The organism is Butyrivibrio fibrisolvens, from assembly GCF_023206215.1.
Classification (GTDB): Bacteria; Bacillota; Clostridia; order Lachnospirales; family Lachnospiraceae; genus Butyrivibrio; species Butyrivibrio fibrisolvens_C.
In genome coordinates, this window is sequence record NZ_CP065800.1 from 19,882 (window position 1) to 41,070 (window position 21,189).

Consider the following 21,189-nt stretch of genomic DNA (forward strand, 5'->3'; position numbering starts at 1 on the left):
AAGCTAGTGGATATCCTACAAGCCTATAATCCTGTATATCAGTTCAAGATCAAGACTCTGCCTTAATACATCTGCCAGTCTGTCAAGTTCTCTGTCCTGCGTTACAGATAGTTCTTCTACGACAGGGATATCTCTATCTATTCCATTTTTTTCATATAATAGCTTTATTAGCTTTTGTGTAAATGAAGGCGTATCAAAGATTCCGTGGATGTAGGTTCCAAGTACATTTTTGCGGGTTATAACGCAGTCTTCGTGATCAGTACTATCATCCAAAATGCTGCTTCCCATATGAATCTCATATCCTGATATGGGAGTATCTGAGACAGGCTCATAAAATCCGCTTAACTTAGGCGTTATAGCACTTACCTGTCTTAGGTTCTTGTAACTTGTAAATTCTGTTTCTATAGGAAGAAGTCCAAGTCCCTTGACTACTCCGCCGCCTTCTACGCCGCTTGTATCTGCTATGCTCTTTCCAAGCATCTGAAATCCGCCACAGATACCGATGATAGGAACTTCCTTACAGGAAAGCTCCTGTATTTTATCAGACAAGCCTTTTTTTCTAAGCCATTTAAGGTCTTCTATAGTATTCTTGGTCCCTGGTATTATGACAAGATCAGCTTTATCAAGGCTATCCTGATCATCAATATAATAAAGATCTACTCCATCAATATTTTCAAAGATGGTAAAATCCGTGTAATTACTGATATAGGGAAGTCTTATTACTGCTATGATAAGATTCCTTGTATTATCATCTCTGTCAGTAATACTTTTGTTTATAACGCGGCTATATGTATTTATCACTAAGTTTTTATTTTTGAACTTATTATTTACAGTAAGTCTTTGGGAGACTGAGTCTTCTTCATCAAGCGACAGCTTCGTATAAGGAACAACTCCTGCAAAAGGGATGTCGCAATATTTCTTGAACATTGAAAGCCCGGGTTCTAATAAAGTTACATCTCCCCTGAACTTATTAATGATAAGTCCCTTGACTCTATTTCTTTCTTCCGGTGACATAAGGCTGACTGTTCCAAGGAGCTGGGCAAATACTCCGCCGGGATCTATGTCTCCTGCAAGAAGTACGGGTGCATCCAGTATCTGGGCAAGTCCCATATTGACTATATCATTGTCTCTTAGATTGATCTCTACAGGGCTCCCTGCTCCTTCTATCACTATGATATCGGCATCACTGGATAGTCTGTCATAAGCTGCTTGTATATCAGGAATAAGACTTTTTTTATTTTTAAAATAGTCTCTTGCTTTCATATTGCCAAGGGGAAGTCCGTTCACGATTATCTGAGACGTAGTATCTCCCATGGGTTTTATAAGGATAGGATTCATATCTGATGATGGGTCAAGTCCGCAAGCCTGTGCCTGAAGAGCCTGCGCCCGCCCTATCTCCCTTCCTTCTTTTGTCACATACGAATTAAGAGCCATATTCTGCGACTTAAAGGGGGCAACCTTATATCCATCCTGTTTCAAAACTCTAAGTATTCCTGCTGTCAATATGCTCTTGCCTACTCCGGACATAGTGCCCTGGATCATCAAATTCTTAGCCAACGTGTCACTCCTGTATTTTTATAGTTCAAGTTTTGTTGCTACGATATCATTTCAGCATATAGAAAAAATCTGTTTCTTCTTTTTGGTCCATGATAATTGCGTATAAATTTTCAATAATCGTTCCTGTCTTGTCAGAGCTTTGATATATTGACTTGTCTGTACACCAGACATCACCTGTACTCACTGCCTTAAAGTCCGCAAATGTGGCATCTGTCGTTATAAGCTGTTCAAGTGAAGAAGGTGCATCCTCGATCGCCTGATTATATATAAGAATATCTGCATCAAGTGCGTATTCATAGAAAGCTTCTATGCTTATGGTCATCTGCGATGTACTATTCATATCAGATTCAGGACCAAGATATGTTCCACCTGCCATTTCAACCATTTTGGCAAAATAGTCTTCGCTGCTTCTTGTAACTATCTGATGATTAGAGTTTATAGAGAAGATAGCAACTTTTTTGCCATTAATATTATCAAGATCAAGGCTTTCTACGCTCCGAACCTGCTTATCAAAAGACAAACTTGCTTCATCTTCAAGTCCGGTCATGGCTCCATATACCTTGATCCATTCACATCTTCCAAGAGGATCTTCTTCATAGCTTGATCTGTCTATAAATACAGGTATCATAAGCTGTTCGAGTTTCTCCTGAACTTTGGGGACATGTAGTATCATGGTATTCTCAATTGCAAGATCTATATCCGACATCACAATCTGTTCATAGTCAGGAGCGCTGTACTTACCACCGTATACTATGCTTCCACTGTTCATCGCTTCTCTTGCGCTGTCTATATACCAGTCATCTGCTTCTATTCCGGACATTGTTATAGCACTGACTGCTCCTATGGAGTCAAAATGACACATAGCTCCCGATGCTGCAAGATATATACTGTCAAGTGGCATATGGAGCGGGATTATCACTTCCGCCTCGCCATCTGTATATTTTTTTGATATACCTTCTAAGATGTCATCTGTAAGGTTCTTATCTTCAGGTATAAGAAGATATGATCTTCCATCATCTATACTTATAACTGTATAACCATCCTCATATCTATGGATCTTAAAACACTTAGCATAAGTATTCTCATCTGTTGATATATAGGTCAGTCCTTCTATATTGGGAGGATCCATGGAATATCTGATGGTCTTAATATCACTTTTTGCACCGGAACTGTTGTCATTATCAGAATCTATAGGATTATTGCCATATGTGCTATCATCCAGCGTTATATAAAGAGTATAGTCAATAAGATGAGGGGTACTCATGGCAGTAGTATCTGCCTGAACCTTCATCTCTTTGCCCAAAGTCACAGGTATATCGAATTCAGAGTTGCCCTCCTTATTAACAGGATAATATGTATCGCCATCCACTATCATATAGTCATAGTTTGGGCTACTCCATACAAGGTGTGCTGTCGCTTGTCCATCTGTAATAGTAACTTTGCAAGGACTTTCTATATACGCTTTCCCGCTTCCGCCTGTCATTACAACAGATGCGGTGTATTCCCCATCGGAAATCCCACCGCATCCAACCAGACATAGGGAAAAGATGATCAGAAACAACCATTTTGTTATTTCAAATAAATGCTTTAGTTTTTTTCCCATAAAGTTTTATTATTTTATAACTGCACCTGTGTGCTCAACATAGATATCTTCAACTTCCTTGATGCCGCCAAGTCCAAGGATCTGGCAGCTTACTTCTTCAAAGCTTCCATCTGCTTCAAAGCCGCTCTTCCAGGAATCCTCTTCATCGCCTGCCATGTCATTGTTGGCATGATCACCTGCTACGACCATAAGAGGGCGAAGAACTACTTTAGTATAACCTGCAGCTTTAACAGCCTCGATTATGTTTGAAAGCTCTGTTTCTTCAGGCTCACCTTCTACAGTTCCGATGAATACGTTGTCATAGCCAAGTTCATCCATCTGAGTCTGCATCTGGCTGTATGTAACCTTAGCTGTATGCGATGTTCCGTGACCCATGAATACGAAGGCAACTCCTGCTTCCTTAGCTTCGTCAAGGTCTGCATATCCTGCCTCTTTTACAGCTTCAGCTGTTATAGCCTTGGCTACAGCTTCCTTGTCTTCATTGATAACTGTTGCATCATCACCAACTTCTCCAAGAAGGGGCTGCGCTACAGCTACTGATTCGAATTTATCTTCATACTGGGCAAGAGTTTCAACAAGCTCGTCATACTCAGCGCCGTGCATCAGGTGTGTAGGCTGAACTATCAGATTCTTAACATTATTATCTACTGCTCTTTGAAGAGCCTGATCTACATTGTCGATCTTCTCACCATCTCTTGCATAGATATGGTTGATGATGATCTGAGCTGTGAATGCTCTTCTTACTGAGTAGTCAGGATATGCCTCCTGAAGAGCCTTCTCGATTCCGCCTATATCCTTGACTCTGCTATCATTGAAGGATGTACCAAAGCTAACTACAAGGATCTCGTTGTCTCCTATATCATCGCCGTTGAGCGGATCGTCCTTGGAAGCATCTCCTGTATCTCTTCCGAAGTAATCAGGATCAGCATACTCGCCTTCTACAAGCTCTTTCTGAGTATCTGTAAGAGCGTCCCAGGCTTCCTTTGCTTTCTCGCAGTTTTCATATGTATCATCTGTATATTCCTGAACGTAGATTGAATCAATAAGATCTGCCACCTTATCTGCTGCCATTTGATCTTCATCTCCTTCGTAAGGTACCGGATCAGATACTGTTACCTGATGGTCATACCATACTTCCTTAGTTCCTATAAGTGCAAGTGCAAAGCTCTCATCAAGGTATGGTACAGGGACATCGAAACCGTTAACTTCTTCTGTAGTTCCATCTGCATATGTTACAGTATCTATTGTAGGCTCGAGAAGCTCTGCACCCTCTTTCTGAGCATCCTCAGCGCTTCCAGGGAATAGATTTACTATATTCTTGGATGGAAGTGTGATATGGATAGTCATCTCGCCGTCTTCTACGGTAAGGATTCCTTTATTATCATATGCTTCATTAACATGGAACATGGTGCTGTCTGTAGTAAATGTAGCCTGATATGTTCCGTCTTCCAAAACGCCTTCTTTTTCATCAGCATCTGCCGCAGCTGTTTCTGCCTGGGTAGCATCAGCATTTTCATCTGCCTGTGCAGTGTTTTCTACAGATGCTTCATTAGAAGCAGTTTCATCTTGGCCTGAACTATTCTGTCCGCAGGCAACAGTTGTAAATGACATCGCTGCAGTCAGAAGTACTGCCAGAAATTTTTTCTTCATAATATTTCCTCCTAGATAAAAAAATAAAGCCTTCACCAAGTAGCGAAGACTTTTTGCACACAAGTTTAAAGCAAATGCCAAAATAGCATTTACCATAAAGCTTCGTACAGTCAATTCCTCGTGACTTGGTTACCCTTGTACGACGACAGGCAGGTCTCCCGGCTGATTGCATGGTCTCTTTCGCCTTCCCAGTTATCCAGTGGCATATTGAAAGAGACTTGGATGCTATGCAGTCCTATACGCAGGTTCATCAATATAAGATCAACTTGCAAGAACGCATATATTCCAGACAAAACACGGTGACGAGCTCGTGCGGGATTTGCACCCGCTTCCCTTTTCACTTACGCAGTAGCAAGTATAGCTACCCGTAAACACCTTCCGTCTCATTAAATTTCATGGATATAATAACATAAGTAATAGATAAGGGCAAAGATTCTTATCATCAGTTATTTTACTTTACTTCACATAATGCCTTACTATCTCCATCTGAACCTGCTTTGGGTACAGCAGAACCGGATAGGTATTGCCTTTTTGACTGACTTTCTCAGTAGTAACTATACCTTTAGAAAGGCCCTCATCAGTCTGAGCCATCATAAATCTTCCGCCTATATTTTTCTCTGCGATATAACCCATTTCTGTAAGGAATTTCGTTATATCTGTACCGAATATATTCTTGGCATTGTCTGCTGTTGATATCCTGTTAAGCTCATCTTTGATCTCAGATACAAGGCACAGGTCTTTGTACTCATATTTATCTTCATCTTCAGGATTTAGATAAAAGGGGACTTTATGCCCCTTTGGAGCTGTTGAACCTTTTGAACCTTTGGCCTTAGTTTTAGCAGGTGCTGGTGCTGCATCCTTAATATTATCTGCAGCTTCGTCCTGGCTATCTGTTATAGCGGTTACTACTCCCTCATGTTCGTCTAAATATGAACTTATGGCGTTTATGAATCTCTGACCATACTTGTCATATTTCATCTCACCAACACCTGATACGTTCAGCATTGCTGCCCTGTCAAGAGGAGCCTTTGCGCTCATATCGATGAGAGTCTTATCACTAAAGACGATATATGGCGGCATGCCTTCTTCTCTGGCAATCTGAGTTCTAAGTGCTTTAAGTATATCAAAAAGATCGTAACCAGCTTTGGTAAGACTATCTGTTTTCTTCTTGATCTGTCTTACTTTATTACTATCAGGTTCCTTAGCCTGCGTCGTCCTAACTATGACACGGGTAGCCGGATCTTTTAACGGGGTTATATCACCTAACTGGATCACACTGTACTTGTCAGCAGTCTGGCACAGATACCCGTCCAGGATAAGCTGATTTATAAGAATCCTAAGATCAGCTTCTGACCTGTCTTTAAGTGTGCCATAAGTTCTGTAATTCACGATGCCAAGTTCTTTGAGTCTTGCTCTGTTAGCACCAAGAAGTGTCCCTAATATGATATTAAGGCCGTACCTTCCTCTTGTCTCGAATACGCAGTTTATTACTTTTTTGGCATCTTCTGTTCTGTCTTCTTCAATAAAATGTTTATGGCAGTTACCACAATTATCACAGGGCTCTGTATTTTTTTCTCCAAAATATTCAAGTATATAATTCCTAAGGCATCCTGTCGTCTTACAATACCCCTCCATGACATTGAGCCTTCTCATATCTCTTTCCTTGATAAGAATAACGTCTTCACTCGGTATATCTGTAAAGTCTTTATGTTCTAACAGGAATTTGTTAATGATTATATCTTTTGGAGAAAAAAGAAGTATACACCTTGAAGACTCGCCGTCTCTGCCGGCACGACCTGCCTCCTGATAGTAGTTCTCCATGCTCTGGGGCATATTGTAATGAATGACGAATCTTACGTTGGATTTGTCGATACCCATTCCGAATGCGTTGGTTGCTATGATCACGGGGCATCTGTCATAGATAAAATCATCCTGGCTTTCTTTTCTGCTTTGATTAGTCATCCCTGCATGATATCTTGCCACCGGCACTCCTTCTTTTGACAGTAGTTCATACAAAGTATCTACGCTATTTCTGGTCGCGCAGTATATTATGCCGCTTTCATCAGGATGTTTTTTGATATAGTCAAGGACATAATCATCTTTTTGCTTAGTAATCTCAACATCAAAGTATAGATTCTCTCTGTCAAAGCCTGTGATAACTGTCTTAGGATCCTGAAGCTTTAATATGCAGGAAATGTCTTCCTTGACTTCCATTGTAGCAGTAGCTGTAAATGCACTTACAACAGGTCTTTTGGGAAGGCGATCTATGAAATTCACTATCCCAAGATAGCTGGGTCTAAAATCCTGACCCCACTGGGATATACAGTGAGCTTCATCCACAGTGACCATTGATATCTTTGTCTTACTGGCGAACTCGATAAAATCACTGCTCTCAAGTCGTTCCGGTGCTACGTACAGTATTTTGTAGGCCCCTTCGCTTGCTCTTGAATATACAAGTTGAATCTGCCTGTCTGTAAGTGATGAGTTGATGAATCCCGCATGGATTCCTGCATCATTAAGTGACTTGACCTGATCCTGCATTAAGGATATGAGGGGGGAGATTACTATTGTAATCCCCGGCATGATAAGTGCAGGAACCTGATAACAGATAGACTTACCGGCACCTGTAGGCATGATCGCCAGTACATCCCGGCCTGACAATATAGCTTCTATTATCTCATCCTGACCCTTTTTAAATGAGTCATATCCAAAATATGTTTTTAATACTTCTCTTGCATCCATAGTTTTTTCTTAAAATCCTTTTTGTCCCCGTCTCCAGGGACCACTTGCTACTTTCCTTAGTGTAATTAATTACTTGAATCCAGAAATTCTTTCAGATCTTTGCAGAACTCTTTGGGCTGTGCGCAGTGAACATCGTGTCCACACTTATCTATTATATACAGCTTCTTATAAGGAGCTTCTATAGCATCCAGGTATTCTGAAGCCTTGTCTGTCGGGCACACCCAGTCCTCTTCTCCCTGTATGATACAAACAGGCATCTGATAACTTGTTCCATCATCATAAGCATTGAAGGTCATTATGTAATCAAAGAGATTATGATTAAGTGCAACAAACTTATTTACATCTCCCATCTGCTTGCCAAACCATCTGATATCATCTATTCCTGCATATGGGGAAAAGAGTGCAAGGCCGAACTGGTCAGCTTCTCTAGTCACAGGGTGATATTTACTTGTTAGATTTCTAAGTGATAAAAGAGTGGGTATTCCAGGATCCTTACAAAACTCATCATATGCCTTTTCAAGTTCAGTTATGTCATCTCCTGCTGCTCTTGCCTTAGTAATAGCATCTTTGTAACTGTATCTGTCTGCATCTTCAATAGATACCATCTGGCCTATTCCTATGTATGCTTTAACTTTGTCAGGGTGTCTTCGAACATAAACACTTCCAAGAACAGTTCCATAAGAATGCCCCATGATGATAACCTTGTCCTTGCCAAATCTCTCACACGCATACGACACAAGTACATCTAAGTCATTAAGAGCCTGTTCAAAAGTGGCTGTATCGTTATCAGGATCATTCTTGGCATTCTTGTAATACGTCCTTCCGCAGCCTCTTTGATCCCAGCCTATAACTGTATACTCATCTGTCAGATAATCTGTAAAGCTATAGGTTATGAAAGTATCAGGACCTGCAGGGCCTCCGTGAAGATAGATTATAACAGGATTAGCAGTATCCTGTCCCATCATCATTACGTACTGCTTCTGGCCATTTATATCAAGATATGTAGTCTCATTGATACCATCTTTTAGTTCTATCTTGTGATGCATATAATTGGTAGTACGAAGAAATGCTACCAGAAGAACTGATAATACAAGAATAGAAGCTACTGCAATTAAGATGATTCTTAGTATTCTTATTGGAAGAGGAAGCTTTTTGGAAGTATTTTTACTTGCTTTACCTCTTTGAGTTTTTGGAAATACTTTGAAATTCATTGTCTTTTCTCATCCTTTAGTTCTTGTAATCAATCATGATATTAAAGATAGTCATATCTGGAAGAATTGTGAATACCAGTTCATTACCATCAACATCATATACAACTTCTGTATACTTTTTATAATACTCTGCTTGTCTTATCTTTGTAGGATTTCCATTCTTCTGATATCTTATCCGCTCCGGAATTATCATCTTTAGTATCATCTTTAGTATCATCTTGAGAAGAGTCGCCTTTAGTAGCGTCATCCTGTGAAGATTCATCAGCGGATATATCATCTGCTACTGAATCAGCTGTTTTAGCTTCATCTTCTAGTCTTATTGAATCTCCTATATTAGAACATCCAGATAACAGCAATGATCCAAGTAGTATTTCAGCTATTACTTTTTTCATACCAAATAATTCTCCTTCAATTACACTCCAATTATAATACAACAAGTTCTATTGTATGTGCGAGTAAATATCTCAAAATGCCCCCAGGGACAGAGACAAGATTTTTGCGTATTTCAGCAACAGTAAATGACATGTCAGCACCTCCATAAAAATGTCTTATAATCAAGGCGCGGCAACATTTTTGGGCTGACTTGTCAAGCATTTTTCGCAGAAAAATGTAAAAAAATCAGAGGGTATTTCACCTCTGATTTCGGGAAAATATTTAATTTTAAATGTTAGGTGGAGATAGTGAACTCTTATCTAAATGACATTGTCTCTGTCCCTGGGTGTCATTTTGAGAGGCTTGAAAGAAACTGCTTGGTTCGTTCTTTCTTAGGGTTATCGATGAGGTCTCTTGCAGGGCCTTGTTCTAATATGATGCCATCGTCCATGAAGATAGCTGTATCTGCCACATCTCTGGCAAATGCCATCTCATGGGTTACGATTATCATGGTGGTCTTCTTGTCTGCAAGGCCTCTTATAACTTTAAGGACTTCGCCTGTAAGTTCAGGGTCAAGTGCTGATGTAGGCTCATCAAAGCACAGTATGTCAGGCTTTAGAGCAAGAGCTCTTGCTATGGCAACTCTTTGCTGCTGCCCGCCAGATAGCTGATGTGGATAATTGCTCATCCTATCTGAGAGTCCCATCTGCTCCAGAAGCTCTTTACCATGTTCTATGATGACATCTTTGTCTGCTGTATCAGCGCCAAGTAGCGGCGCCAATGTTACATTTTCAAGGGCTGTATACTGCGGGAAAAGATTGAACTGCTGGAAAACAAGTCCGAAGTGAAGTCTCATCTTCCTAAGCTCTTTGGGATCTGTAACAGGATTTCTGCCGTCGAATATAATCTTACCATTTACTGATATCGTACCTTCATCAGCTGTCTCAAGGAAGTTGAGGCATCTAAGAAGTGTTGTCTTGCCACTTCCTGAAGATCCTATTATAGATATAGTCTGGCCTTTTTCAAGTTCAAAATCTATTCCCTTTAAGACCTGTGTGTTTTCAAATTTCTTTTTTAAATCTTTAACTTCTAAAATTGGCATATATTTTTCCTATAATGATGATATTAGGCTGGTATACTGACTCATTCATATTTGATCAAATATGTACGAGTCAGCACACCAGTTCCAAAAGTCCCTTTTGAAACTAACGACTGTTTATTTGAAATATCCCAGTTTTTTCTCAATATATCCAAACAGCCATGTAAGGAGTCCGCTAAATGCAAGGTAGAACGCTCCTGTATAAAATAGCGGCCAGATTATTCCACTACTCTTGATAAATGCCTGACCATTCCAGATGATCTCATACACTGCTATGACTCTTGCCAGTGAAGTATCCTTGACAAGGGTTATTATCTCATTGGAGATAGGCGGAACTATGCGCTTAATAAGCTGAAGAAGGATGATCTTATTAAATATCTGCCTTTTAGTAAGCCCCAAAACCATTCCGGCTTCGTACTGACCATAAGGTATAGACTGGATCCCACCTCTGTATATTTCTGAAAAATAGCATGCATAGTTGATAACAAAAGCTACAAGAGCTGCTATAAATCTTCCGTCTGTACTACTTCCCCAGATGTTGATACCCATAAATATACCAGGTCCATAGTATATGATAAGGAGCTGCAACATAAGAGGTGTCCCTCTTATCACCCAGATAAGGAAGCGGATCGGGAGCCTTACAACTGAAACTTTGCTCATAGAACCAAAGCATATAAACAGGCCAAGTGGCAATGAAAAAAGAAGCGTTAAGGCAAATAATTTAATTGTCCCAAGAAATCCCTCAAGAAGGGATAATGTTACTGTTAAAAACATCCCTTACTCCTTATTGTGCTATGATCGCTTCCTGAACGCCGTACTGCTTGGCAACTGTCTCCATAGAGCCATCAGCATAATAAGTCTTGAGCTGTTCATTAATATATGCAGCAAGGTCGGATCCTTTACGGCATCCGATACCATATTCTTCTGTTGTAAGTTCTACAGTGTATGTCAGATTCTCATAGCTTGTTCCTTCTCCTACCATAGCTCCTGCCATAAGAAGGTCTATGATGCAGGCATCAGATGTGCCGGCTGCAACTTCCATAACAGCATCAGCCTGTGATGTAAGGGAAGTATATTCAAAACCATTATCAATAGCAGCCTGCTCTCCGGCTGATCCTGACTCTACTGCAAAGCTAAAGCCTGATACATCATCCAGTGTCTTGCACTGATCAGCTTTGTCTTTAGATACTACAACTACCTGAGCATTATTAAGATAAGCATTGGTACACTCCATAGCATTTGTTACTTCACTTGTAAGAGTCATTCCATTCCATACAACATCTATGGACTTATTCTCAAGCTCTAATATCTTGTTATCCCAGTCTATCTCAACGAACTGGACCTCTACTCCAAGAGACTGTGCAACCTTAGTTGCCATATCAGCATCAAAGCCAATCCAGTTACCGTTGTCATCCTTATAATCCATAGGTGCAAAATCAGTTATTCCGACAATGAGTGTTCCCTTGTCTTTGATATACTCTACATCACTCACAATATCTTCTGAGCTGACATTACCGTTATTATCATTACCTGAAGTATTAGAGCCCGCACAAGCGCTCATGCAAGTGGCAATTGTCATTGCTGTGATAAGTGCTAAGATTTTCTTTTTCATAAATTTATATCCTCCGATTGATTTCTTTGATCGTACACTTTCATTAATTAGTTATTTATCACTGTACCATACTAAATCATATGTGTAAAGAACTTTCTATTACCTACGTCTACATACAAAAAGACGGGAATCTCTTCCCGCCTGTAAATTTCAACTAATTATTTATTCTAACTTCGCACTTGCCAAACATACGCCACCCTTTGAGGTAGCGCCGATGCGGATAGTTTATAATGCATTTTCGTATCTATTGAAGGTGTTATATAATTCAGGAGCATGAGAGATGGATTTTTATATTCTTCTTAGGGTCTGCATGTCTGAGCGAAGCGAGTTTCAGACCCTAGAATATAAAAATCCAGATATCATGCCCTGAATTATAACACCTTCAAGATACGAAAATGCATTATAAACTGTCCGCATCGGCGCTGCCTCAAAGGGTGGCGTATGTTTGGCAAGTGCGAAGCTTGAATTATATAACTAAAACTTTGCACTTTTCCTTAATACACCATCACAATCAGTACTTGTACCATGCTGTATAGATATATTCCGGATTCTCATAGTTTTCATCAGTCTCGAACAAGAATATATAGCCGCCATGATGCGCTATTATATAGTATGTATATACAGCTGTTCCGTCTTCATATACAGTCTCAGGATACTTCAGATACAATCTGTCACCCTTAATGTACTCAACATTACTTCCAAGAGCCATGAATCTGTACCCATTGCTATTATTGTCATCTATGCTGTATTCTCTACTGTTATCAGGCTCCTGAATGATACTTAATGTTCCGTCAAGTCCGTCAGTTGACTGCTTATATGTATACTCTTCTGCATAAAAAGCTTCCATTGCATCATAGAAAGTATCACTGCCATCATTAATTATTTTCTCGCTGTCATCATCATACTGGAATTCCAAAGAAGCAAGTTGGGCTCCATATTCGATCTTTGTTGGTATATCGAATATATCCTTCATGAGCTTCTCATATTCTTCCATAGTTATTGATTCGCCTTTAAAGGTAAACTCACTATCGCTGTCATACATGTCATATTCTGCATCCCAGTACTCAGCTGACAAGTCAAATGACTCGACTGCTTCGCCGCTTCCGTCATAAAGATCAAAGCTGTATATCTTGCGTCCCTCATGAGATGTATCCCTATGAATGATATATATACTATCTTCATACTCTATATAGCTGAGTTCTCCGGCAGTTCCCTCGCCCTGAGCCAGTACATAGACTTGTCCGTCCCTGGCATCAAGATACATTCCACCATATGGTCCATTTAATATAAGTTCATCTTCGCCGTCATTATCAAGATCAACTTTCTCATCGCTAACGCTGTAGCTATCCCACTCTTCGGGATCCTGAGGAAGGTCTTTGAACCATATCTGACTTTCAGTACCTTCATAAATGCATGTAGCACTGATATCTCCATTTATAAATTCTTCATAAAGCTCCTCTGATCCCTTGGTCTGTTCAGATTCGTCTGTGCTTGCAGTTGCAGCGCTGTTACTATCTTCTGAGATTTCCTCATTTGCCGTATCTACTACGGAAATTTCCTGTGTGCTTGAATCATTGACGCTTTCTGACTTTGATCCAATGTCAGGAGAGCTGCATCCGGTAATACCTACTGCTAATACGACTCCTATGCTTTTGGTAATAATTTTTTTATTTAATAATCTCGTCATACAACACCTCTCTAAAAAACTATGCTAAAGCTAGATTATAACATAAATATCGGCGTTCGGCTTCCATGCCTCACTTCTTTCCGATATTTATTATCTATAGCAGATGCCACCGCCTGCAAATATGTGTTAAAATAATAATCAGATTGATGCTTTTGTGTTAATTTTTCTTTAGGGGATTCAGTCGTTTATATACCTTTCGTATTTTTTCATGTAATAGATATACCAGTTGACATAATTAATAATAGTGCAGATTTCTCTTACTGACACCGCAATATCTTAAAGGGATTTGCAGAGTTAGGCAGCTTTGGGCTGACAGAATATAAATCCTCTAAGTACAACACAATGTCAGCCAGAGATGTTTGAACTGATTACATCTGTGTGGGGGAGCATTTATGAATGGCATCTCGATTCTTCTCAAGTGGCCAAGCGGCAAAAAATTTGATATTCCGGCATACCAAAAATCTCTGAAACTCGTCTGCGATATCCCGCAGATTACTGATGTTGTTGATAATCTTGAAGATGATACTCATCCTGACAATGATCTGCTTATCATTGATCCGGATATTATTCTTGAGCCTTCAAATCTTCTAAGACTTCAAAACATTTTATATTCATCATATTTCATAGGAGCAGTTCAGCCTCAGACAAGCTACGTAATGAGGTCTCTTGAATGCGAGCCCACTAATAAGTTATTCGCAGAATGCGCAGAATACGCAGGTTTTCTCGGAATGTCAGAAGAAGACTGTCTGACAGATGTTCGTTTTTTCCATGATTACTGTGTTCTTGTTAGAGGATCACTTCGAAAGAAGCTCTTCGGAACAGCAACAGGTATCTGTACAAAACTCCAGTCCGGTCTATATCAGGGGGCAGATCTTGCTCTTTCTATCCAGCGTTTTGGCTACACCTGTGTCACCAGCAAGAACTGTTTTTTCTTCAGAGAAAAAAGCACCTTTGCCAAGAGCTCTGATTCACTGACTAAGCTAAGACATGATGAATGCCTATTTAGAAAACTAGGACGAAAGATTAAAAGTGAGCGTCTTACAGTTGCTATACCTACCTGCAACCACGCCTTCTACCTTGAACGAATTCTTAATCATCTAAGTATTCAGACATGTTCTGATTTTGATATTGTTATACAAGATGATAATTCGAACACCTCAATGGCTGATGTCATCGAACGCTATGATATTGGGTTCAGACGTCGTATTTCTTTGTATAGGAATCCATTTAATATAGGTATGGATTCCAACTATGGTCTTGCACTTTCCAATGTAACTACAAATCTTGTGTGGATAGTATCTGATGAAGATATGATCAAAAAGGATGCTGTAGAGTCCATATATAAAGCGGCATTCTCTTTTCCTGACAGTGGCATATTGTACTTCCCTGTCAATATCAATTATCAGAACTTAAAGCTTCTTCCAATGCAGACTTTCGGTTCACTAAAGCATTTCATAAGATTTTTTAATACAATGCAAAGTGAAAGAGATGAACAGATCGGGGATAGCCTTATGTATCTGTCTGATAAGGTATTCAGGATTCCGGTGCTGCTTAATCGCATGAATAGTTTCTATAAATATACATACTCAGAGATACCTACAACATCGCTTCTTCTCAAAGGGCTTGATAGCGGTATTCCATGCTCACTTATACCTAAGAATCTTATAGCTGAAAGCGATATGCTAAAAAGAGATTTAGATCTATACGATATAATTAATAGAATGCGTATTATAAATGAGCTTGATATGAATATTACTTCCAAACAACGCTCAGACCTTTTTGCAATGCTATATCCACATTATCAGAAAGCTATGCGACAGTATATGACTTCTGATTACAATCCTGATGATCACTACCTTGAGACCATCTTCATAACGATCTACAGATATATCCTTCCAGAGACAAGTAAACAGATAGTCAATAATGTTATAGACATGTGCTCAACCAAAGACGGATTCAAGAAATACATGAAGGACTTATTGCATTAACTCAAACTTCGCACTTGCCAAACATACGCCACCCTTTGAGGCAGCGCCGATGCGGATAGTTTATAATGCATTTTCATATCTTTTGAAGGTGTTATAAAATTCAGGAGCATGAGAGATGGATTTTTATATTCTTCTTAGGGTCTACATGTCTGAGCGAAGCGAGTTTCAGACCCTAGAATATAAAAATCCAGATATCATGCCCTGAATTATAACACCTTCAAGATATGAAAATGCATTATAAACCATCCTCATCGGCACTGTCTCAAAGGGTGGCGTATGTTTGGCAAGTGGGAAGTTTTACACATTAGCCAAGAATAGCTTCTGCAAAGCCAATATCTTCCGGAGTTGTAATCTTGATATTGTTATATGAGCCTTCTACAAGCTTGACCTTTATATCGGAGAATGTTTCTACGACCATGGCATCATCTGTAATGCTTATGCCTTTTTCTTTGATCTCTTCCTTGCGAAGTTCCAGCTGATCATAAAGGCTTAGGATAAGTTTATAATCAAATGTCTGGGGGGTCTGAACCATCCATAACAGCTTTCTGTCCGGAGTATCTGCTGCAAATCCGTCACTGTCAGAAATTTTGATGGTATCCTTGACAGGCATTCCTACAACGCAGGCTCTATGTTCTATAGCTGCATCTATAGATCTGCGCATTATATCCTCTGTAACAAATGGTCTTGCGCCGTCATGTATCATCACATAGTCAGTATCGTTTGATACACCGTGAAGGCCAAGTCTTACTGAATCGTAGCGCTCTTTGCCGCCTTCCACGATTCTTTTTACTTTGGTAAAACCATATTTATCTACGATCTCAGTCTTGCAATAATCTATATCTCCTGGAGATACCACAAGGACTATTTCGTCTGTGAAGCTATCTTCAAATGCTTTTAAGGCGTAGTAAATAAGAGGCCTTTTGTTTATCTCCATATACTGCTTCTTGATATCACTATGCATCCTTGAGCCGCTTCCTGCTGCAAGGACTATCGCTGCTGTTTTAATATTCTCTGCCATTATCTGATACTGCCTTTTTCTTATTTTTGGGAGCTTCGTCCATGGAATCTTCTCTCCCTGTCTCCAAGGGGAAGATTAGGTACTGCATTTAACGAAAGGTCAGCCCTTTCACCTTTCATATATTCATAGTATCCTGCTGCACCTATCATAGCAGCATTGTCTGTACACAGAACAGGTGATGGTCTGTAGAATCTTATATTATTGTCCTTGCAGGCTTTTTCAAGGCTCTGCCTTAGTGCTGAGTTAGAAGCAACACCTCCGGCAATAGCCAGTTTATCATAGCCGTACTGTTTGACAGCTCTTATAGCGTGCTCTGTAAGTACATCTACTACAGCTTTCTGGAAAGAAGCTGCAAGATCATTTTTGTTAAAGTCTTCTCCCTGCATTCTTTTGATATTGATATAGTTAAGAACAGCGGATTTAAGACCGCTAAAGCTAAAGTCATACTCTGCATCAGCAATCTTGGCTGTAGGAAAAGATATGGCGTTCTCATCGCCATCTCTTGCTGCCTTATCTATCTTAGGTCCGCCGGGATATCCAAGTCCTATTGCTCTTGCTACCTTGTCAAAAGCTTCTCCGGCTGCATCATCTCTTGTCTGACCTATTATGTCATATACTCCGTAGTCCTTGACTACAACAAGATGTGAATGTCCTCCGGATACCACAAGGCACACAAATGGAGGTTCCAAGTCTTTATTTTCAATATAGTTAGCACTTATATGCCCTTCGATATGATGGACTCCTATAAGCGGAATGCCCGTTGCAAAGCTAAGGGCCTTAGCTTCTGATACACCTACAAGAAGTGCACCTACAAGTCCCGGGCCATATGTAACTGCAATGGCATCTATATCTTCTAATGTAAGATCAGCCTGACTAAGAGCTTCTCTTACGCAATAATTTATTTTCTCTACATGCTTTCTAGATGCTATCTCCGGAACAACACCGCCATATACTGTATGAAGAGCAATCTGAGAAGAGATAATGTTAGACAGAACTTCTCTTCCGTCTCTTACTACTGCAGCAGCAGTTTCGTCACAGCTGCTTTCGATAGCAAGTATAGTCACGTGATCTTTTTCACTATCTGTGTTTTTATCTTTACTATCTGTCTGTGAGAGATTTGAACCCTCCTCACTTTTTATTGACATCATTATGACGCCGTCATCTTCTGTTTTCTTATCAATGATCATTACATCTATTTCCTTTTTCACTTTTGGGAATATACGATTCAATCTCCCTCTACTATATCCCAGCCATATATCTTCCACCTGCCATCAGCATCTAAAGTAAGGACAAACTGATATGTCAGGATCTGTCGTTCACTAGTACCTCTCATAGAGAACATGCAATTACCCGAAGCACAGTAGTCATTACCGACATATTTGTATTTAAAGTCATAATCTTCATCAACAACATATGCCGCTACCACAACTCCTGCATCCTTTTTGGATAGAACTTCCTGCTTAAGCTGTGCTTCAACATCTGTCTGATTGGCCAGAAGATCATCATCATACAGGTATGCTCTTTGATAGCTCATCTTCTTAAATTCCGAATCGCTGTAGCTCTCATTATAGAGCGCTGTTGTTATATATGCAAAATATTCAACAACATCTCCGGGATCCTTTGGATAATCGTTTTCAAGGTTCCTGTTGCATATAGCTGTTACAGGATCAGTCGATTCATCCTCAAGCGTTATCTCCCATCCTAGAACCTTCCAGTTCTTGCCTGATTCATTATCTTTTCTCATAGTAAAAAGATAATTGTAGGTATCTGCTACGCTGTCTTTCCTCATAACAAAACGGCAATTGACCTTGGCATACTGATAAGGATCTCCATCTATTGTATATATATCATTACTTGCATCGAAGTTATCAATAAAATAGTTAGATATGGTTATCCCTTGATCTTTCTTAGACTTAACTTCAGCCTTCATGGAAGCAAGATAACTATCCATAGACCCCTGCGCTTCCTGAAGCTCTGAATCCATAAGTTCATATCTTTTGGTGCAAAGTTTCTCAAGTTCTTTGTCGCTGTATTCCTCGTTATATAAAGCCCTAGTGATCCTGGCAAATAAAGTCACAACCCCGTCCACTGTGCCCGGATAGGAATTATCCAGATTCATAGTAGCCAGAGTCTGAACTTCGCTTTGCTTTCCGACTTTCTCTTCTGGCACAGTAGTAAGGACTGATGTAAATCTGGTGAGTATAGCCCATGCAACTGCAGCTCCCAATAGGAGCATTATAAGTCCCTGAACAAAACGATTGTTCCAAATGCTATTACCTTTTTTGGCCATATCGAACCTCATACTGCGAGCAAAACAAGTAGCAAGTGACATGTTACTTTGAAGCTCGCATCACTAATTATTCTTCAGGAAAAACAAGTGTTACCATTCTTCCATCTTTGGCAGCAACAGTATTTTTGAATATCTTCTTTGTATCATTTAAATAATCTTTCGGATTATTAAGTGAAGGACTGTAGTGTGTCAGCCACATTTCTTTAACTCCGGCTTTCCTTGCCATGTCAGCCGCTTCATAGAAGGTCATATGCTTCTTGTCTCTGGCCTTTTGAATCTTATCAGGCTCACCATACATTCCTTCGCATATGAACAGATCCGCATCCTTGGCATGACTTACTATGCTGTCGGTAGGTCTTGAATCTGTAACATAGGTAAAATGAATACCTGTACGGGCATTACCAAGTACCATATCAGGAGTAAAGCTCCTTCCATCTTCAAGGACTATATTTTCACCATTTTGAAGTCTGCTCCAATACTGCCTTGGAATCTCAAGAGCATTGGCATTATCAACATTAAAGCGGCCTTTACGGGACAGCTTAAAATCATATCCATAACATATGACATTATGATTAACCTTGAATGCAGTGATCTCAAAATCAGGCATACCTTCTAAAGTCAGCTTCTCTTCAGATCCTGTCAGCTCATGAAATACAATAGGAAAAGGAAGCTCAGGAGCTATGACACGCAAACTGTTAACTACTTTCTCAAGTCCTTTGGGCCCCACCATATGAAGAGGCTCTTTACGTTCTGCATTGCCCATTGTAAGGAGCATTCCGGGAAGACCCGAAATATGATCTGCATGATAATGGGTGAAACATATCATGCTTATAGGATTGGGGCTCCATCCTGCTTTTCTTAAAGCTATCTGTGTTCCTTCTCCGCAGTCTACAAGTATACTGTATCCGTTATAACGTACCATAAGGGACGTCAGATATCTGTATGGAAGAGGCATCATTCCGCCGGTTCCAAGTAGGCATAAATCTATCATAACTATTTCCTTATTAAATCTGTGCTTATTAATCTCATTCTGACTGAGTATTTCTCAGCCAGTAAATCTCTGCATCGTCTTTGGGATTATCATAAAATCCCGGGCGTTTTCCATCTGACTTAAAACCAAGCTTCTCATAAAGCTTTCTTGCAGCAACATTGGAAGAACGCACTTCCATAGTATAATTTACTATTCCGATTCCGCGTCCTCTTTCAAGGAGCTGGCGCATCATCTTGTATCCTACGCCCTCCCCGCGCATATTCTTATCCACTGAGACATTGGTAATCTCTCCGTCTCCCTGGATATTCTGAACTCCGCACAGACCTATTATCTGCCCCTGCTTCTCAGCAACAAGATATATAGTATCATCTCTTGTACTTGCAGTAAGAAGCTGTTCCAAAGTCCATGCTTCATTTCCAAGATTCTCTTTTTCTAAAGCTGCTGCCCTGTCTATATCTTCAGCTTTTAATAGTCTTATGAATACTCTTTCTTTGACTTTGGGGATCTTCATTCCAAAAACACTAGCTTCAGAATCAGACTTAGCAGATCCTGCGCCACTATCCGGAGAGTTTCCTGTATTATCTTCGGTTTTCTTTTCAAGACTTGTCCTCTCTGCCTGAGATACTCTTAAATATTCCGGAGCAAAAGAGTCTGCATCTACTGTTCTACCTTCTCTCATATACTGAGCTGCTGCCTGACATAAAGATGCTGCATTCTGTCTATCCTGTGATACAGATGCTACGCTGAAAGGAACTTTAAGCTTTTGTTCAAGACTGTCAAGATATACAGGTACTCCATCACCAAGTATTGTTACAGGTTTTCCCTGAGCATTCAGAAAATCTGCGATTTCATCTATAGAAGCACACTTTTGATCCAGGATTGTCTTCATAGAATAAGTATATAAAGATGTGTCTTCTCTTTTCTCAGGAACAAAAGTATAAACGCCTGTATAGACCTGTGATCTTCTGGCATCCATCATGGGGCATATAAGACGCTCGACGCCGTACAGGTTATATGCCATGGCATCTAATGTAGGAACTGCTATAAGAGGAACATTAAGCGCAAGACACAGTCCCTTTGCTGTAGCTGTTCCTATTCTAAGTCCTGTAAATGAACCAGGGCCAGCTGCCAAAGCTATGGCATCTATTGTCTTAAGATCAAGGCTTGTCAGTTCCTTGATCTTCTCAAGCATAGGCATGAGAATCTGTGAATGTGTGGTTTTATATTGTATTGAGAATACAGAGACAAGGCGGTCATCCTCACACAGAGCAACCGTTGCTGTAAGTCCCGATGTATCTATTGCTAAAATCTTCAATGCAAAATCCTTTCATATGATATGAGGTAGGTGTCAAAAGTTCCTTTTGACACT

16 protein-coding genes and 1 riboswitch are annotated in these 21,189 nt (G+C 40.0%); of the genes, 1 reads left to right on the top strand and 15 read right to left on the bottom strand.

The window, feature by feature from the left end; all coding sequences use genetic code 11:
- Positions 1–15 precede the first annotated feature (15 nt).
- The 10 genes from I7804_RS00100 to I7804_RS00145 all read right to left on the bottom strand — a co-directional run bounded on the left by I7804_RS00100 (position 16) and on the right by I7804_RS00145 (position 13,533).
- Positions 16–1,557: a cobyric acid synthase gene (locus I7804_RS00100; RefSeq protein ID WP_248404321.1), complete on the bottom strand. Its 1,542-nt coding sequence runs from the start codon at positions 1,555–1,557 to the stop codon at positions 16–18.
- 46 nt (positions 1,558–1,603) lie between these two features.
- Complete coding sequence (locus I7804_RS00105; RefSeq protein WP_248404322.1) at positions 1,604–3,160, bottom strand: ABC transporter substrate-binding protein; 1,557 nt, start codon at positions 3,158–3,160, stop codon at positions 1,604–1,606.
- A gap of 9 nt (positions 3,161–3,169) precedes the next feature.
- Positions 3,170–4,810, bottom strand: a complete 1,641-nt coding sequence (locus I7804_RS00110) for a sirohydrochlorin cobaltochelatase (protein WP_248404323.1) — start codon at positions 4,808–4,810, stop codon at positions 3,170–3,172.
- Between the two features lie 130 nt (positions 4,811–4,940).
- Positions 4,941–5,204, bottom strand: a riboswitch (cobalamin riboswitch).
- Between the two features lie 62 nt (positions 5,205–5,266).
- Entirely contained in the window at positions 5,267–7,552 is a 2,286-nt protein-coding gene (recQ, locus tag I7804_RS00115) for a DNA helicase RecQ (RefSeq protein WP_248404324.1), read from the bottom strand.
- A gap of 65 nt (positions 7,553–7,617) precedes the next feature.
- Entirely contained in the window at positions 7,618–8,763 is a 1,146-nt protein-coding gene (locus I7804_RS00120; protein ID WP_248404325.1) for an alpha/beta fold hydrolase, read from the bottom strand.
- Positions 8,764–8,882: 119 nt separating this feature from the next.
- A complete protein-coding gene (locus I7804_RS00125; protein ID WP_248404326.1) occupies positions 8,883–9,155 on the bottom strand; it encodes a hypothetical protein in 273 nt (90 codons plus the stop codon).
- Between the two features lie 329 nt (positions 9,156–9,484).
- A complete protein-coding gene (locus I7804_RS00130) occupies positions 9,485–10,237 on the bottom strand; it encodes an amino acid ABC transporter ATP-binding protein (RefSeq protein WP_282570443.1) in 753 nt (250 codons plus the stop codon).
- A 114-nt stretch (positions 10,238–10,351) separates the two neighbouring features.
- Positions 10,352–11,008 (bottom strand): amino acid ABC transporter permease, encoded by a 657-nt coding sequence (locus I7804_RS00135; RefSeq protein ID WP_022754190.1) that lies wholly within the window; start codon positions 11,006–11,008, stop codon positions 10,352–10,354.
- 10 nt (positions 11,009–11,018) lie between these two features.
- Entirely contained in the window at positions 11,019–11,846 is an 828-nt protein-coding gene (locus I7804_RS00140) for a transporter substrate-binding domain-containing protein (RefSeq protein ID WP_248404327.1), read from the bottom strand.
- Positions 11,847–12,357: 511 nt separating this feature from the next.
- Complete coding sequence (locus tag I7804_RS00145; protein ID WP_248404328.1) at positions 12,358–13,533, bottom strand: hypothetical protein; 1,176 nt, start codon at positions 13,531–13,533, stop codon at positions 12,358–12,360.
- A gap of 392 nt (positions 13,534–13,925) precedes the next feature.
- On the opposite strand from I7804_RS00145, the gene I7804_RS00150 reads away from it, so the two are divergent.
- A complete protein-coding gene (locus I7804_RS00150; protein ID WP_248404329.1) occupies positions 13,926–15,521 on the top strand; it encodes a glycosyltransferase family A protein in 1,596 nt (531 codons plus the stop codon).
- Between the two features lie 304 nt (positions 15,522–15,825).
- Here the strand turns inward: I7804_RS00150 and ispD are convergent, their stop codons facing one another.
- From ispD to tsaB, 5 genes are read right to left on the bottom strand one after another with little or no spacing between them, the layout of a single operon-like run.
- Positions 15,826–16,539 (bottom strand): 2-C-methyl-D-erythritol 4-phosphate cytidylyltransferase, encoded by a 714-nt coding sequence (gene ispD / locus I7804_RS00155; RefSeq protein WP_248404330.1) that lies wholly within the window; start codon positions 16,537–16,539, stop codon positions 15,826–15,828.
- Positions 16,540–16,559: 20 nt separating this feature from the next.
- The gene (gene tsaD / locus I7804_RS00160; RefSeq protein WP_334303704.1) at positions 16,560–17,726 is read right to left on the bottom strand and encodes a tRNA (adenosine(37)-N6)-threonylcarbamoyltransferase complex transferase subunit TsaD; all 1,167 of its coding nucleotides are present in this window, start codon (positions 17,724–17,726) and stop codon (positions 16,560–16,562) included.
- A 38-nt stretch (positions 17,727–17,764) separates the two neighbouring features.
- Positions 17,765–18,841 carry a DUF6715 family protein gene (locus I7804_RS00165; protein WP_248404332.1) on the bottom strand — a complete coding sequence of 359 codons (1,077 nt, stop codon included), beginning with the start codon at positions 18,839–18,841 and terminating at the stop codon, positions 17,765–17,767.
- Positions 18,842–18,896: 55 nt separating this feature from the next.
- Positions 18,897–19,820 (bottom strand): ribonuclease Z, encoded by a 924-nt coding sequence (locus I7804_RS00170; RefSeq protein ID WP_022759657.1) that lies wholly within the window; start codon positions 19,818–19,820, stop codon positions 18,897–18,899.
- Positions 19,821–19,854: 34 nt separating this feature from the next.
- A complete protein-coding gene (gene tsaB / locus I7804_RS00175; protein ID WP_248404333.1) occupies positions 19,855–21,135 on the bottom strand; it encodes a tRNA (adenosine(37)-N6)-threonylcarbamoyltransferase complex dimerization subunit type 1 TsaB in 1,281 nt (426 codons plus the stop codon).
- Between the last annotated feature and the right edge of the window lie 54 nt (positions 21,136–21,189).

Excerpts from the sequence above, each read along its gene's own strand:
- I7804_RS00105 (WP_248404322.1), bottom strand. The coding sequence starts at position 3,160 with ATGGGAAAAAAACTAAAGCATTTATTTGAAATAACAAAATGGTTGTTT.
- I7804_RS00110 (WP_248404323.1), bottom strand. The coding sequence starts at position 4,810 with ATGAAGAAAAAATTTCTGGCAGTACTTCTGACTGCAGCGATGTCATTT.
- recQ (WP_248404324.1), bottom strand. The coding sequence starts at position 7,552 with ATGGATGCAAGAGAAGTATTAAAAACATATTTTGGATATGACTCATTT.
- I7804_RS00120 (WP_248404325.1), bottom strand. The coding sequence starts at position 8,763 with ATGAATTTCAAAGTATTTCCAAAAACTCAAAGAGGTAAAGCAAGTAAA.
- I7804_RS00125 (WP_248404326.1), bottom strand. The coding sequence starts at position 9,155 with ATGAAAAAAGTAATAGCTGAAATACTACTTGGATCATTGCTGTTATCT.
- I7804_RS00130 (WP_282570443.1), bottom strand. The coding sequence starts at position 10,237 with ATGCCAATTTTAGAAGTTAAAGATTTAAAAAAGAAATTTGAAAACACA.
- I7804_RS00135 (WP_022754190.1), bottom strand. The coding sequence starts at position 11,008 with ATGTTTTTAACAGTAACATTATCCCTTCTTGAGGGATTTCTTGGGACA.
- I7804_RS00140 (WP_248404327.1), bottom strand. The coding sequence starts at position 11,846 with ATGAAAAAGAAAATCTTAGCACTTATCACAGCAATGACAATTGCCACT.
- I7804_RS00145 (WP_248404328.1), bottom strand. The coding sequence starts at position 13,533 with ATGACGAGATTATTAAATAAAAAAATTATTACCAAAAGCATAGGAGTC.
- I7804_RS00150 (WP_248404329.1), top strand. The coding sequence starts at position 13,926 with ATGAATGGCATCTCGATTCTTCTCAAGTGGCCAAGCGGCAAAAAATTT.
- ispD (WP_248404330.1), bottom strand. The coding sequence starts at position 16,539 with ATGGCAGAGAATATTAAAACAGCAGCGATAGTCCTTGCAGCAGGAAGC.
- tsaD (WP_334303704.1), bottom strand. The coding sequence starts at position 17,726 with ATGATCATTGATAAGAAAACAGAAGATGACGGCGTCATAATGATGTCA.
- I7804_RS00165 (WP_248404332.1), bottom strand. The coding sequence starts at position 18,841 with ATGAGGTTCGATATGGCCAAAAAAGGTAATAGCATTTGGAACAATCGT.
- I7804_RS00170 (WP_022759657.1), bottom strand. The coding sequence starts at position 19,820 with ATGATAGATTTATGCCTACTTGGAACCGGCGGAATGATGCCTCTTCCA.